This window comes from Cupriavidus sp. 05N38 (assembly GCF_056397345.1).
The window spans coordinates 41,077-54,735 of the sequence record NZ_JBFTNF010000002.1 but is presented as its reverse complement, the minus strand read 5'-3'; the positions used below and the strand labels follow the sequence as shown (position 1 = coordinate 54,735).

Genomic DNA, 13,659 nt, shown 5'->3' with positions numbered 1-13,659 from the left:
CGCGGCGGGCCCAGACGGGAGAGTGGATTGGAACTGGAGCGACAAAGCCTGGCTGTGCTACAGCAGTTCGGGCGGACTTACCGGGCCTATGCGGCCGCGTTCGAGCAACGCATCGGGCACCCCTTGCCGCGCTGGCGCATTCTCTACGCCTTGCACGGCCATGCCGGTCCGATCGCGCAGAAGCCGCTGGCCGATCGCGTGGGCATGGATCCGGGCGCGCTCACGCGCCAGCTCAAGGCCCTGCAGGAGCTGGGCTGGGTGGAGCGCAACACTAGCGAACGCGACAACCGCGTGACCAACGTCACGCTGTCGGCATTGGGCCTGAGCATCGTGGAGCAGGCGCTGCCGCAGCGCGCGTCCTTCCTGCAGGACGTGCTGGAGAACGTTTCCGAGACCACCATGCGCAATCTGTCCAAAGGCCTCGAGCAACTCGAGTCGGGCATCGCCCTTGCCGTGCAGCGCGGCGCCCAGGACAAGGCCGACGCGGCCTGACGACGGCTACCCCGCCGTGGCGCCGAACAGTCGCGCCACCGCCTGCGGGTTGGACGGAAAGTAGATGTGCGTATAAGAAGCGGTCAGCGCGCCATGCCGGAACACCGGCTCGCCACGCGAGCCATCGCGTGGCACGGTCGCATGACAGTACGGCGCCAGCGGCGTCTGCGCGCTGGAGTAATGGAAGGTATGGCCGCGCACCGTGCCTTCCGGGAGCGCCAGCCACTGGTGCCCCAGCGCGGCCAGCCGCGCTTGCATGGCGACCGTGCCGGGCAGCAGGCCCGCCAGGCTGTGCGCTTGCCCGGCCTTGTCCACCAGCGTGTCGAACAACATCATCATGCCGCCGCACTCGGCCAGCATCGGCAACCCGTTTGCGTGGGCGGCGCGCAGCGAGGCCAGCATGCCGCCGTTGGCCGCGAGGCGCGCCGCGTGCAGTTCGGGATAGCCGCCGGGCAGCCAAAGCGCGTCGCAGGCAGGCAGGGCTTCATCCGCCAGCGGCGAGAAGAAGACCAGGCGGGCGCCCAGCCCCTGCAAGGTGTCGAGATTGGCGGGATAGAGGAAGCGGCAGGCTGCGTCGCGGGCCACGGCGATGGTCCTGCCAGCCAGCAAGGGCGGCAGCGGTGGCAGCGGTGGTGCGGCTGCAATCCCGACGGCCGCCGGCAAGGCGGCGATCGGCTGCCCGGCCAGTGCGTCGGCCAGCCGGTCGAGGCGGGCGGGAAGATCGGGAAGCTCGTCGGCGGCATGCAAGCCGAGGTGACGTTCCGGCAACGAGGCATCCTTGTCGCGCGCCAGCCCGCCAGCCCAGCCGATATGCGCCGGCAGGCTCTCGCGCAGCATCTCGGCATGCCGTGCGGAGGCCACGCCATTGGCCAGCACCTGCATGGAAACCAGCGGCTGGCCATAGCCCGCCAGCCCGAAGGCCAGCGCGCCGAAGGTCTGCGCCATCGCGCCGGCCTGGATCACGCTGAGCACAGGCAGCCCGAAATGACGCGCAATATCCGCGCTGCTCGGCGTACCGTCGTGCAAGCCCATCACGCCTTCCACGAGTATCAGGTCCGCCTCTCGCGCAGCCTGCGCCAGGCGCGCCGCGGCGTCCTCGGCGCCGGTCATCCACAGGTCGAGCGAGTGAACCGGCGCGCCGCTTGCAGCCGCCAGTATCGACGGGTCCAGGTAGTCGGGGCCACTCTTGAAGACGCGGACCTTGCGGCCCTGGCGGCGGTGCAGCCACGCCAGCGCGGCGGTGACCGTGGTCTTGCCTTGCCCCGAGGCCGGCGCCGCGACCAGCAGGGCTGGCACGCGCAGGCTGCCGGCGTCGGGGGATGGTTTGCCAGCGAAGGCGGGTGAGGGGGCAGACATGACGAGGGCCGTGAGGAAAATCGAAGGGCGGAGCGCGCATGCCGGGCACGTGCGTGGCCGGCATGCCGCGGCGCTGCGATTATAGCCACTCGGTATGGCTGGGCCCGTCGGCGTCGGCGTGCAGCGGCAGCACCAGGCCCTGCTGCGCGGCGAAGTCGAACAGCTCGCGCTCGTTGCTGGCTCCCAGCTTGTGCATGGCACTGTTCTTCTGGCGGCTGATGGTCTTCACGCTGCGGCACAGCTGTTCGGCGATGCCGGTGACGGAGTTGCCGCTGAGATAGAGGCGCAGGACCTCGGATTCCCGTACCGACAGATTGACGGCGCCGGCGCGGCCCGGCGCGTAGTGCGCGCCAGACTGATCCAGCACGCGCGCGGCGGATTCGCCGATGAAGCGCAGCCCGCGCTCGACGCGGATGATAGCGGTGACCAGTTCGTCCAGCTGGGAATCCTTGAGCAACAGGCCGTGGGCGCCGGTGTTGAGGATTGCGCGCAACACGAGCGGGTTGGTGATCATGGTGAGGACGACCACGCCCAGCGCCGGGTGATGGCGCCGCAGGCTGGCGAGCAGGCGGATGCCGTCACCCGCGTTGGCACAGGGCATGTGGTAATCGGTGACCACGATATCGGGGCGGAATACACGGGTGGCCTGAAGCAACTCGGCGGCGCCGCGCACGTCGGCGCAGATCTCCCATCCGGTCTGGCCCCGCAATTGGCACCTGACCGCCAGCGCGATGGCAGGATGGTCATCGGCAATCAGGATTTTCAATGGCATGGCAACGCTCCTGGGCGGGCGCGCGGTTTCCGCGCTGCGGGTGCCCAGGCAGAATAAGCGTCGCTTTCGGCATATGGCCTGAGACTATTCTCAATTTGGAGCCGAAAAGTCCGGGCTTGACGCTGGCCGGCCGCCAGCCGCCGGGGCATCCGGGGATGGCTTGCCAGGCGGCTTGCGCGCGTGTCAGGCCGCGTACGCGGTGCGGCTTTCCTGGGCCCGGTGGCGGCGGTCGATGGCGACGACCGGATCGTGGAGGACCGCGCTGCCAATCTCGAGGATGCCGCGCAAGGCGTTGCCTGTGCTGGCCCGCGCCGGCGCCCAGAAATGCAGGGCGGCCCATTCGGGAAAGCTGCTCGGCGGCGCCAGCAAGCGCGTCTTCTGGTTGCGGGTGACCAGCGGCACATTGAAGTCCAGCAGCGGACAGGTGCCGCCCGCCGCGAGCAGCAGCGCTACCTGGGTATGCCAGGATGGCACCACGGTTTCCCGGTAAGCCGGATCGTGGGCAAGCCGGTTCAGGAAACCGTGCAACGGGCTGCCCGGCTCGGTGTCTTCCTGCAGCAGGATCCATTCGTTCCTGCCTTCCGCTTCCTCGGGGCTGCCGGGCCGGATCACGCTGACCAGGCGGCGCGGCGTGGCCATGATGCTGTGCAATGCCACCTGGTCGGGCACGAAATGGCTGTCCACCACGAATGCGCAATCCAGTTCGCCGCTGTCCAGCTGGGCGGCAAGCGCGGCGTCGGCAAAGACCGGCCGCGTCATGAAGCGGTCTTCGGGAAACTGCTCGCACAGCGCGGTGAGGATTTCGGTGATGACCGGATCGCCGATCGAAGGCGAAAACCCGATCGAGATGCGCCGTTGCGGGCTGGCTGCTTCGGCGGCTGGCGTGGCGGGGCGCACCAGGTGGGACCATTTCGACAGGATCTGCCGTGCGGTCTGTTCCAGCCGCAGGGCGTGCGCGGTCGGTTCCAGCGTGCCGTTGCGGCGGATGAAGAGGGGGTCGCCGGTGATCTCGCGCAGCCGCGCGAGGCTGTAGGCAATGGTCGGAACCCGGCCTTGCGTGCAGGCGGCGACGGCGCTGAGGTCTCGATATTCCATCAGCAGAACGAAGACGTGCAAAAGCTTGGTGCTGACGTGCCGCATGGTAGCTTCTCCCGATTTGAAACTTGGTTTTTCTTTTTTAGTTTTTTCTTGTTCGTGATGTTGCCGTGGCCGGTCATGGCCCCGAGCCAGTACCGGGATGAAGCGGAGCCTGGGCCATATACGTTGCCTCTCCAGATGTCCCGGCGCATGCGGGATCCATGAAGAAGTGTTTCTCCAGAATGATGGCCCGGTATAAAGACCCGTTCGCTGAAAAAACTGCAGCCGACCCGGCTTGGCGAAGGGATCCTGTCGCCTGTTTTGCACGGGGCATGGAGCCCGGCAACCGGCGATCGAAATTTAGTTAATGCCAGACAAGATTAATACATAACTTTGAAACTTGCCAGGGGTCCTTTCGTTGGGATTATAAAAAATACATCATCTAATTCATGTTGTTCGGACATAGAGACAATAAAGAATGCATGTGTTCTGCGAATCATAACTGCGGGTCTCCTGGGTGCCGGTGGCGGCATAAAATAGCGCAAGGCTTTCATTATCCGGTTGTTTTTCATGCGCTTTCAGTGGCGATGGCGATGTCACTCCCGGTTCACTCCGCAATTCGGGAAAATAATTCGTCAATTAAGTTGAGATCGATTTTGTCATCGGATATTCACGCGTCCAGCCGCGAAGGGTGGATCTAAAAAGAACTGAATTCACTCGTGGAAAATGTTTAATTGCCTTCCGTTTCCGTAGTGTTATTCTTAAAGGTTTGCCCGGGTCAGGTGGGGCTGGGGCGATAGGGATGTGCCGGCGTCACGCCGGCGTGGTTCTCCAAATTGCTTAACTCGCGTCATGAACACACTGAATTGCCTTTTGCGGTGCGGGTGGTAACTTTGCGGCAGGGGTAGAACTGGCCACGCACGCGCCTGCCGGGCGCGAGCGGCCTTTGCTAGCGGAGGCAGGCAGTGAACAGACGATTCTCGGAGGAGCAGATCCGCGGCTACCTTGCGGAAGCGGCGACCGGCGTGCCGGTGCGCGAACTGTGCGCGCGCTATGGCTTCAGTGATGCGTCCTTCTACGGCTGGCGTATCAAGTACGCGCACGGCGCGGGAGGGGAAGCGCGGGGCGAAAGCCGCAAGCTGCGTGAGTTGCAGGAGGAAAACACCCGTCTTAAGAGTATGCTTGCCGATGCGCTGCTCAAGCTCGAGCTGCTGCGCAACCCCAATAACCGTGGCGGCAACAGCAAGGAACGAAGCTAAGTCCGGATCTTCCCGCCATGCACGATTGACGGCGCTGAGTGCTGGCGACCCATGAGCCAGGATCGTCAGGGATGGCGCGTAGCGCCCCCACTGTGGAGATGAGAAATGAGACGGGCTTCGATAGTCATGGCTGGCCTGCTGGGACTCTGGCTGCCTGGCAGCCAGCTTGCCACCGCCGCCGCGCTGGAGGTTCCCGCGCCGATGGTCGCGCCACCGCCGCCGCTGATGCTCGACCCCGCCACCGACAATGCCGGCCCGGCCGCCGACGGTACCCTGACGCCGGCCCAGCGCACGCACTGCCAGGCCTTGCTCGACCGGATCAACGGATTGCCCTCGGGCACGCAATGGTCCGCCGGCAAGTCCACGGTGACTTCCGCCGATGGCAGCACCCACCAGATGATCGAACGCCAGGCCGACCGCAAGAAGCTCAACGAAGCGTACCGGCAGGAATGTGCCCAGGAAAAACGCTGAGCGCCTTGCCTGTGCCTCCCTTGCCGTGCCTCATTTGCTGTCGCAGCGCTCCGGCGGAATCGTGACTTCCCCTACCGGCTGGTTGCCCTTGCCCTGGTAGCGGTAGTTCAGCGTGACACCCATGCGGCCGAGCACCGGCACGTCCGGGTTACGGCAGATGCCCTTTACCAGCACCGGCCCCGCACTGGCCATGAAGGCCACGGTGCCCTCGCGCGAGGCGTCGACCCCTACCAGGCTCAGGCGGAATACCACCCGCTTGCCGGGCGAAACGCTGCAGCCCTCCAGGCGGGTCGCGTTGTCGAGCGTGAAAGGTCCGGCACGCGTCAGTTCCTGGCATGCCGCGACGAGTTCGGCGTCCGCGCCACCGCCTGTCAGCCGCGTGACCCCGCTCATGCCGGTGCCTTTGCCCTCGACTGTGCCGAGCAAGAGCCTGGCCAGCTTGGAGAGCGATGCCGGCGTGTTCGCTTGCGCAGCGACTGCCGGTGCGAGTCCGGTGATCATCAGGAAGGCAAGTGGCGCCGCGCGGATGCGCGCGGCAAAAGGGGAGTCCCGCATACAGATAGATACCGGAAACCAGGTCGGGCGCCGTCGCGCGCAGAGGACCAGCGCTGGCTGGCGTCTTCTGCGTGCACTGAGGCATGGGCTGACCATAACCGCGATTGCGCGGGCAAGCTGTCGGTCTTTGTCCTACGCCGCCGGCGCGCGCACGGCCCCGCCACGCTGGTGCGGCGGCAGTGAAGCCTTGGCCGGCGAGGCATTCCGCCCGGCACCCGGCCCGGCGCCTTCCCAGGTGGGCGGATCGTCACGCGCTCGGGGTCTTCGTCAAGCACAGCGAGCAGCTCGACATAGCTTCTTCGGACGTGGCCATGCGTTCTCCAATTCCCCGGAATTGACACCAATGCAGTATAACCACGGCCCTTCTGCCGCTAACTCGGGTGTATCTGTGTTCTTTTGCGCTCCGGATCAAATTTTTTCGATGCGGTAGCGCGGCGCCCCATGCGCGCGTTGCTGCACGCAGCGGGGCGCAATGTCTGCCTTGCATGACATGTGGCTGGAAAGCGACGGCGGGCGCGCCCTGGCGGCTGTGTTATGCTGCATCGCAACAATGCAGACAGCAGGAGTCTTCATGGCCAAGAGCCTTTCGGCGGACTGGCATGCGCAACTCCGGCACATCAGCCGGGCGCAGCCGCAGTCCGTGCGCCAACTCAAGACATGGTTCGACCGTATCGCAACTCTTAACCCGGCGTCCCCCCGCCTGCGGGCGCGCTCGCCCGCTCCCTTGCGCCTGCCGTCGCGGCAGCCTCTGCCCGGCGAATGGACCGCTCACCACCACGACCTGGCGCCATTGCCGGGCGAACTGGTGCCGCACCTGCCGTACTGGCTTTATGTGCCTTCGCGCGGGGCACGCCGCCCCATGCCGCTGGTCGTGATGCTGCATGGCTGCCGGCAGACGCCGGAAGACCTGGCCGCCGGAACCCGCATGAACGCGCTGGCCGAGCGCGAGGGCTTCATCGTGGCCTATCCGCAGCAGCCGCTGCGGCGCCAGATGCAGCGCTGCTGGCAATGGTTCGACCTGGGCGCCACGGAAGGCGGCCGCGAGGCGCAGGCGCTGTCGGTGCTGATCGATGCACTGGTGACGCGGCCCGACGTGCGCGCCGACCAGGTCTACCTGGCCGGCTTGTCCGCTGGCGCCAGCATGGCGGCGGTCGTGGCGTTGCGCTATCCCGGCAAGATCGCCGCCGTGGGCCTGCACTCCGGGGTGGTAGTCGGCGCCGGGCATACCCCGCACGACGGCCTGCGTGCCATGCTGCATGGCAGCAGCGTCGACCCGGCGATGCTGCTGGATGCCGCCGGCGCCATGCCGGGCGGACCCAGGATGCCCGCCATCATCCTGCACGGCATGGCCGACGATGCGGTGAATCCGGTCAACGCACGTCTGCTGGCGCGGCAATTCCTGGCCTACAACGGCATGACCGAACGCGTGGACGACCGCATGAACGGCGACGCGAAGCGGCACCCGGACCATGCCGGAGTGCCGCCCGCCGATGCGGCGGGTACCGGCGCCGCCGTTGCGCGCGTCGATCCGCCTTCCGCGGCCCTGCCTGCCGGCGACTACCTCGAGGCCAGCTTCGGCGTGTGGAACCGCGAGATGGTGGAAGTGTGCGAGATTGCCGGTCTCAGTCACGCGTGGAGCGGCGGTGACGGCGACTTTGCCTATCACTCGCCGGTCGGGCCCGACGCCAGCGCGCTGATGTGGAAATTCTTCAGGCAGCATCGCCGCTGAGGTGGCGGCCGCAAGGCAAATAAAAAGGGCCGCACAGCCAAGTGCGGCCCTTTTGCCTTTCCGGAGCGGGACAGCTGGTTCAGGCCAGCGAGCGATCCTTGACGAACAGCGCCGTCACCATGCCCAGTGCGCACAGCGCCACCACGTAGTAGGCGGGCGCGAGCGGGTCGTTCTTGAGCATCAGCGTGACGATCATCGGAGTCAGGCCGCCGAAGATCGCGTACGACAGGTTGTACGAAAACGACAGGCCCGAGAAGCGCACCTGCGCCGGGAAGGCCTTGACCAGCACGAACGGCACCGCGCCGATGGTGCCGACGAAGAAGCCGGCCACGGCATACAGCGGGATCAGCAGGTCGGGGCGCGTGTGCAGGACGCTATAGAAGATATAGGAGCTGACCGCCAGCAGCAGTCCGCCGACGAACAGCGTCACGCGGGCGCCGATCTTGTCTGCCATCAGCCCTGCCACCACGCAGCCCACGGTCAGGCACAGCGTGGCCACGCTGTTGGCCACCAGCGCGGTGCGCGCGTCGAAGCCGTAGATCTTCTGCAGGAAGGTCGGGGTCATCAGGATCACCACCACGATGCCGGCCGACAGCATCCACGTCAGCAGCATCGATACAGCAACCGCGCCACGGTGGTCGCGCACCACCGCCTTGAGCGGCATTTCCGCGGCAAGCGCCTTGCGCTTCTGCAGTTCGGCGAACACCGGCGTCTCGTGCAGCCAGCGGCGCAGGTACATCGAGCCGATGCCGAACACGCCGCCGAGCAGGAACGGCACGCGCCAGCCCCAGTCGGTGAGTTCAGCCGGCGTGAAGATGCTGTTGATGGCGGTGGCCACCAGCGAACCCAGCAGGATGCCGGCGGTCAGCCCGGCGGTCAGCGTGCCGCAGGCGTAGCCGGTGCGGCGCGCCGGTACGTGCTCGGAGACGAAGACCCAGGCGCCGGGCACTTCGCCGCCCACGGCCGCGCCCTGCATCACGCGCAGCAGCAGCAGCGCCACGGGCGCCAGCAGGCCGATCGCGTGGTAGGTCGGCAGCAGGCCCATCAGCAGCGTCGGCACCGACATCAGCAGGATGGAAAGCGTGAACATCTTCTTGCGGCCGAGCAGGTCGCCGAAGTGCGCCATGATGATGCCGCCCAGCGGGCGGGCCAGGTACCCCGCGGCGAAAATGCCGAAGGTCTGCAGCTGGCGCAGCCAGTCCGGCACCGAGGGCGGGAAGAACAGCTGCCCGATGACGGTGGCGAAGAAGACGAAGATGATGAAGTCGTAGAACTCGAGCGCGCCCCCGAGGGCGGCGAGGGCAAGCGTCTTGTAATCCTGTCCGGTCAGGGGGCGCGCCGGGATGCTGCGCGCGTCGTCTGCTCCGGCAGTACTGCTGATGGTCGACATGAGGAGACTCGCATGGAAAAAGTTCGCATGCGAAGCGCACAACACGGTTGACGTGGAGGGATCTGGCCGGAGGGTTACAGCGCGGGAGAAGCAGGCACGAAGTGGCGGATAAGCCGCTGGCTTGCGACAAGACGCTTCGCAAAGACGGAACAATACCAGATTGGCGCGGGCCCGGCCGGCACCAGCCCAGTTGAATGGATTATTTGCAGTCCTGAAATCGCCTTGAGATTAGTTTGAATGCCTTTGCTTTGCCCCGAACCGTTGCCATAATGTGGGTAAAAAGTGAAATCAGGGCCACAAAGTGGCCGATTCGCCGGATAGCCGCATAATAAAAGCGCATCTTCTTGCGTTGGCGGCAGGCGAATTCCGCGTGCGCAGCGTGCGCGGCTTTTCGGCAGCCCGGAAATAACGGGATTTCGGGTGAGGGTGTTTCGGGGTCGAATTCTTCAGGATCACATGGCAATCAAGTTCTCCATGCAGGCGGCAACCGCCACGCCGCGCCGCCGGGCTGGCGTGCGGGTAGCCGGCGGCATCGTGGCCGCGCTGGCGGTGTTCGGCCTGGCCGGGTATTTCGGCGGGCCACCGCTGATCAAGTCGTTCGTGGCCGGAAAGGCCAGCGAAGCGCTCGGCCGCAAGGTCACCTTCGGCGGCGCCCAGGTCCGGCCGTTCTCGCTGGCGGTCACCGTTTCCGACGTCACCATCTACGAGCCCGACGGCACCACGCCGATGCTCACGCTGGGCGAAGCGGAAATCGACGGCGCCATCGCCTCGCTGTGGCACATGGCGCCGGTAGTGGACGCCGTGCATATCGACAGGCCCGCGCTGCACCTCGCGCGCGATGCCAGCGGCCGCATGAATTACGCGGACATCCAGGAGCGCTTCGCCGCCAGGCCGGCCCCGCCCAAGTCCGAGCCGGCGCGCTTCTCCGTCAACAATATCGCCCTGACCGGTGGCAGCCTGGTGTTCGATGACAAGCTGCTCCAGCAGACGCAGCGCGTGGACGACCTCACCATCACGCTGCCGTTCCTGTCCAACCTGCCGCACGACGTAGAGATCGTCACGCGGCCCACGCTGAGCGCGCGCATCAACGGCTCCGCGCTGGCGCTCGACGGCACCATGCTGCCGTTCGCCGCCTCGCACGAGACGCACCTGAACCTGAATCTCGATGCCCTGGAGCTGCCGCGCTACATGGCATTCGCGCCCAGGCTCAAGGACGCCGAGATCAAGGGCGGCCTGCTGGATACGCGGCTGACGCTTGGCTTTATCCAGGACAAGGACAAGCAGGACATCTTCCTGGCGGGCACGGCGGCGCTGCGCGAGGCCGATATCCGCAAGCACGACGGCTCGCCGCTGCTGAAGGCGGGCCGCCTGGCCGTCGATATCACCCGCATCGAGCCGCTGGGCCACAAGGCGCACCTGCGCAGCGTGACGGTGGAAGGACTGGCTGCTAACGCCACGCGCCATGCCGATGGCACGCTCGACCTGGCCCAGGCCTTCCTGCCGCAGGCCACCGCCACGGCGCCAGCCAGGCCGGCAAGGCCTGCTCCCGCACCCGGCGCCGCGGCGCCGGCCTCCGCGCCGGCCGCGAAAGCCGCGCCCGCTTCGGCGCCCGCGGCGGCGGGCATCGCGCAGCCGCAGCCGGCCGAGGCACCGTGGACCTATGCGGTCGACCAGATCAGCATCAAGCAAGCCAGTCTCGCGCTGCGCGACGAGCTTGCCGCTTCCGGGCCAGGCACGCTGGCGCTCGGACCGCTGGACGCCGAAGTCGCGGGCCTGTCCGGCGACAGCGACAAGCCTGCCAAGGTACAGGCCAAGCTGGCGCTGGGCGAGGGGCAAAGCCTCAGCCACGAAGGTGAACTGACGCTGCGTTCCGGCACCATGGCCGGCACGCTGCAGGCCAGCGGCGTCAGGCCGCAAGGATTTGCCGCGTGGTGGCCGCCCGAGCTGCGCACCAAGCTCGGCGATACCGCCGTCAACGCCGAACTGCACTACAAGATGGCCTGGGGCGGCCCCGCCTTTGCGTTCTCGCTGGACAAGTCCCGCGTGGAGCTGGCGCCGCTTTACCTGAGCACGCGCGAACCGGTCACGGTACCTGCATTGGCCACCGGCGGCGCTGCGGCCGGCAATGCCGCGGCCAACAATGCCGCAGCCAGCAATGCCGCCAGCAATGCCGCCGACAATGCCCGCCGGCGCGATGCGCGCCGCGCCCGTGGACGCGACAGTGACAGCGACACTGCCAACCTGCCGGTCATGCGTGCCGAGCGCGTGGCGCTCGACGACATCGCGTTCGATCTCGCCGGCCATACCTTCCAGGCCGGCCAATTGGTGGTGGCCAAGCCGCAGGTGGCGCTCACGCGCGATTACCGCGGCCAGCTGCTCGAGAGCGCGCGCCTGTGGGCGGCGCAGTCCGAACAGAAGGCAAGCCAGCGCACGGCCGTCGCCACGGCCAAGACCGTCCAGCCGGAGAGCGCGCCGGCGGCCAGGTCACTGCCGTGGAAGGCGCAGCTCGGCAAGTTCTCGCTCGATGGGGGCGAGGTGCGCGTGACGGACTACGAGCCGGCCGTCGCCAACCGCGACCGACCTGTCATCCACCAGTACCGCAACGTGAGCCTGGCCACCGGCATGCTGCAGTGGCCCATGGCCGGCGGCGCGATTCCGCTCAAGCTCAAGGCCGAGACCGGCCGCCGCGGCGTGCTGGCCCTGGATGGCACCATGCTGCCCACGGTGCCGGCCGTGCAGCTGCAACTGGACCTGCGCGAGATCGACCTGGCACCGATGCAGCCCTACCTGGCCGACCGCTTCAACGCCGCGCTGCGCGGCGGCACCGCGACCGTGAAGGGCCGCCTGGGCGTGGATGCGCCAAGCGGCAAGCCGATTGCCGCGCGCTTCGCCGGCAATGCGCTGCTCGGCAATGTGCGCAGCGTGGACCGCGTGACCGGCGACGATTTCCTGCGCTGGCGCTCGCTGGCGGTCAACGGCATCGACTTCGCCATGGACGAGTCGAAGGGGCCGGTGAAGGTGGGCGTGGGCAGCGTGGCGCTGTCCGACTTTTACGCGCGCGTGATCCTCAACGCCAATGGCCGGCTGAACCTGCAGGATGTCCTGGCCGGCGGCGCCGCCAAAGGCGAAGCCGCGCCGAGCACCAGCCTGACGCAGGCCAGCCCGGCCTCTGCGCCTGCCGCCGCTCCCGCTCCGGCGCCCGCCGCCGCCAGGGCGGCTGCCAAGCCGCAGGTCCGCATCGGTGGCGTGACGGTGGAGAAGGGCAACATCAATTTCTCGGACTTCTTCGTCAAGCCCAACTACTCGGCCAACCTGACCGATATGAAGGGCTCGGTCTCCAAGGTCACATCGACCGATCCGGCCCCCGCCGACCTGACCCTGGCCGGGCGCATCGATGACGATGCCCCGGTCACGATCGACGGCAAGCTCAACCCGCTGGCCGACCAGCTCTACCTCGACATCGCCGCCAAGGCCGCCGGCGTGGAACTGACGCGCCTCACCCCGTACGCGACCAAGTACGCCGGCTATCCGATCACCAAGGGCAAGCTCACGGTGGATGTGGCGTACAAGATCGAGAACGGCAAGCTGGACGCGCGCAACCATCTCTACCTGGACCAGCTCACCTTCGGCGACAAGGTCGACAGCCCCACCGCGACCAAGCTGCCGGTGCTGCTGGCGGTTTCGCTGCTGAAGGACCGCAACGGCGTGATCGACATCAACCTGCCGGTGTCGGGCTCGCTGTCCGATCCGCAGTTCAGCATCGGCGGGGTGATCGCGCGGGTCATCGTCAACCTGCTGACCAAGGCCATCACCTCGCCGTTTTCGCTGATCGCCTCGGCCTTCGGTGGCGGCGGCGGCGACGAACTGGGCTACGTGGAATTCCCACCTGGCACCGCCACGCTGACGCCGGCGGCCAAGGAGAAGATCGCCACGCTCGGCAAGGCGCTGGCCGACCGCCCCGCGCTACGGCTGGAGATCAGCGGCCGCATCGATCCGGCCACCGACATGGCCGGCGCTCGCCGGGCCTGGCTCGACGCGCGCGTGGCCGAGCAGAAGGCACGCGACCTGCGCACCAGTGCCCGCGAGGGAGCGGTGGCCGAAGAGAATGAGGAGGGCGAGCAGGGTGCCAAGGTGACGGTGTCGGCGCAGGAATATCCGAAGTACCTGGAGGCGGTCTACAAGCGCGAATCGTTCAAGAAGCCGCGCAACATGATCGGCCTGTCCAAGTCGCTGCCGCCTCAGGAGATGGAAAAGCTGCTGCTCGACAATGCACCGGTGACCGATGTGGAACTGCGGCAACTCGCCGAGCAGCGTGCGCTGGCGGTCAAGCAGGCGCTGGAACGCGATGCCAAGGTACCGGACAGCCACCTGTTCCTGACCGCCCCCAAGCTCAGCGCCGAGGGCATCAAGGACAAAGGCGCGCCCAACCGGGTCGACTTCGCCATCCGCCAGTAGGGCCGGCAAGGCAGCAGCGCACCCGGCGCCACGGGCCGGCGGCGCAAGCCGCTGCCGGCCAAAAGCTTGTATGATCTGGCCCGGAATGGAAAACAGGAGTGCG

The 13,659-nt window shown here is 67.1% G+C and carries 10 protein-coding genes; 5 read left to right on the top strand and 5 right to left on the bottom strand.

Annotation, left to right across the window (positions count from 1 at the left end):
• The first annotated feature begins 27 nt into the window (after positions 1–27).
• Positions 28–492: a MarR family winged helix-turn-helix transcriptional regulator gene (locus AC1DK4_RS01180; protein WP_441612204.1), complete on the top strand. Its 465-nt coding sequence runs from the start codon at positions 28–30 to the stop codon at positions 490–492.
• Positions 493–498: 6 nt separating this feature from the next.
• Here AC1DK4_RS01180 and AC1DK4_RS01175 read toward each other — a convergent pair whose 3' ends face one another.
• From AC1DK4_RS01175 to AC1DK4_RS01165, 3 genes are all read right to left on the bottom strand, one after another.
• The gene (locus AC1DK4_RS01175; RefSeq protein ID WP_441612206.1) at positions 499–1,848 is read right to left on the bottom strand and encodes a cobyrinic acid a,c-diamide synthase CobB; all 1,350 of its coding nucleotides are present in this window, start codon (positions 1,846–1,848) and stop codon (positions 499–501) included.
• 79 nt (positions 1,849–1,927) lie between these two features.
• On the bottom strand, positions 1,928–2,620 hold the full coding sequence (locus AC1DK4_RS01170; RefSeq protein ID WP_441612207.1) for a response regulator: 693 nt from the start codon (positions 2,618–2,620) through the stop codon (positions 1,928–1,930).
• 183 nt (positions 2,621–2,803) lie between these two features.
• Entirely contained in the window at positions 2,804–3,760 is a 957-nt protein-coding gene (locus AC1DK4_RS01165; RefSeq protein ID WP_441612281.1) for a LysR substrate-binding domain-containing protein, read from the bottom strand.
• A 902-nt stretch (positions 3,761–4,662) separates the two neighbouring features.
• Between AC1DK4_RS01165 and AC1DK4_RS01160 the strand changes: the two genes are divergently transcribed.
• Positions 4,663–4,956 (top strand): transposase, encoded by a 294-nt coding sequence (locus AC1DK4_RS01160; RefSeq protein WP_441612208.1) that lies wholly within the window; start codon positions 4,663–4,665, stop codon positions 4,954–4,956.
• Between the two features lie 105 nt (positions 4,957–5,061).
• Positions 5,062–5,427, top strand: coding sequence for a hypothetical protein (locus tag AC1DK4_RS01155; RefSeq protein ID WP_441612209.1), 366 nt, complete (start codon positions 5,062–5,064; stop codon positions 5,425–5,427).
• A 30-nt stretch (positions 5,428–5,457) separates the two neighbouring features.
• Here the strand turns inward: AC1DK4_RS01155 and AC1DK4_RS01150 are convergent, their stop codons facing one another.
• Positions 5,458–5,982 (bottom strand): hypothetical protein, encoded by a 525-nt coding sequence (locus tag AC1DK4_RS01150; protein WP_441612210.1) that lies wholly within the window; start codon positions 5,980–5,982, stop codon positions 5,458–5,460.
• A gap of 571 nt (positions 5,983–6,553) precedes the next feature.
• Here AC1DK4_RS01150 and AC1DK4_RS01145 point away from each other — a divergent pair.
• Entirely contained in the window at positions 6,554–7,711 is a 1,158-nt protein-coding gene (locus AC1DK4_RS01145; protein ID WP_441612211.1) for an extracellular catalytic domain type 1 short-chain-length polyhydroxyalkanoate depolymerase, read from the top strand.
• Positions 7,712–7,790: 79 nt separating this feature from the next.
• Here the strand turns inward: AC1DK4_RS01145 and AC1DK4_RS01140 are convergent, their stop codons facing one another.
• Positions 7,791–9,101 carry an MFS transporter gene (locus AC1DK4_RS01140; protein WP_441612212.1) on the bottom strand — a complete coding sequence of 437 codons (1,311 nt, stop codon included), beginning with the start codon at positions 9,099–9,101 and terminating at the stop codon, positions 7,791–7,793.
• 456 nt (positions 9,102–9,557) lie between these two features.
• On the opposite strand from AC1DK4_RS01140, the gene AC1DK4_RS01135 reads away from it, so the two are divergent.
• Positions 9,558–13,556, top strand: coding sequence for a DUF748 domain-containing protein (locus tag AC1DK4_RS01135; protein WP_441612213.1), 3,999 nt, complete (start codon positions 9,558–9,560; stop codon positions 13,554–13,556).
• The last annotated feature ends 103 nt before the right edge of the window (positions 13,557–13,659 follow it).

What these genes read in the sequence shown, in the direction of transcription:
- AC1DK4_RS01175 (WP_441612206.1), bottom strand. Translation starts at nt 1,848, where the DNA reads ATGTCTGCCCCCTCACCCGCCTTCGCTGGCAAACCATCCCCCGACGCC.
- AC1DK4_RS01170 (WP_441612207.1), bottom strand. Translation starts at nt 2,620, where the DNA reads ATGCCATTGAAAATCCTGATTGCCGATGACCATCCTGCCATCGCGCTG.
- AC1DK4_RS01165 (WP_441612281.1), bottom strand. Translation starts at nt 3,760, where the DNA reads ATGCGGCACGTCAGCACCAAGCTTTTGCACGTCTTCGTTCTGCTGATG.
- AC1DK4_RS01155 (WP_441612209.1), top strand. Translation starts at nt 5,062, where the DNA reads ATGAGACGGGCTTCGATAGTCATGGCTGGCCTGCTGGGACTCTGGCTG.
- AC1DK4_RS01150 (WP_441612210.1), bottom strand. Translation starts at nt 5,982, where the DNA reads ATGCGGGACTCCCCTTTTGCCGCGCGCATCCGCGCGGCGCCACTTGCC.
- AC1DK4_RS01145 (WP_441612211.1), top strand. Translation starts at nt 6,554, where the DNA reads ATGGCCAAGAGCCTTTCGGCGGACTGGCATGCGCAACTCCGGCACATC.
- AC1DK4_RS01140 (WP_441612212.1), bottom strand. Translation starts at nt 9,101, where the DNA reads ATGTCGACCATCAGCAGTACTGCCGGAGCAGACGACGCGCGCAGCATC.
- AC1DK4_RS01135 (WP_441612213.1), top strand. Translation starts at nt 9,558, where the DNA reads ATGGCAATCAAGTTCTCCATGCAGGCGGCAACCGCCACGCCGCGCCGC.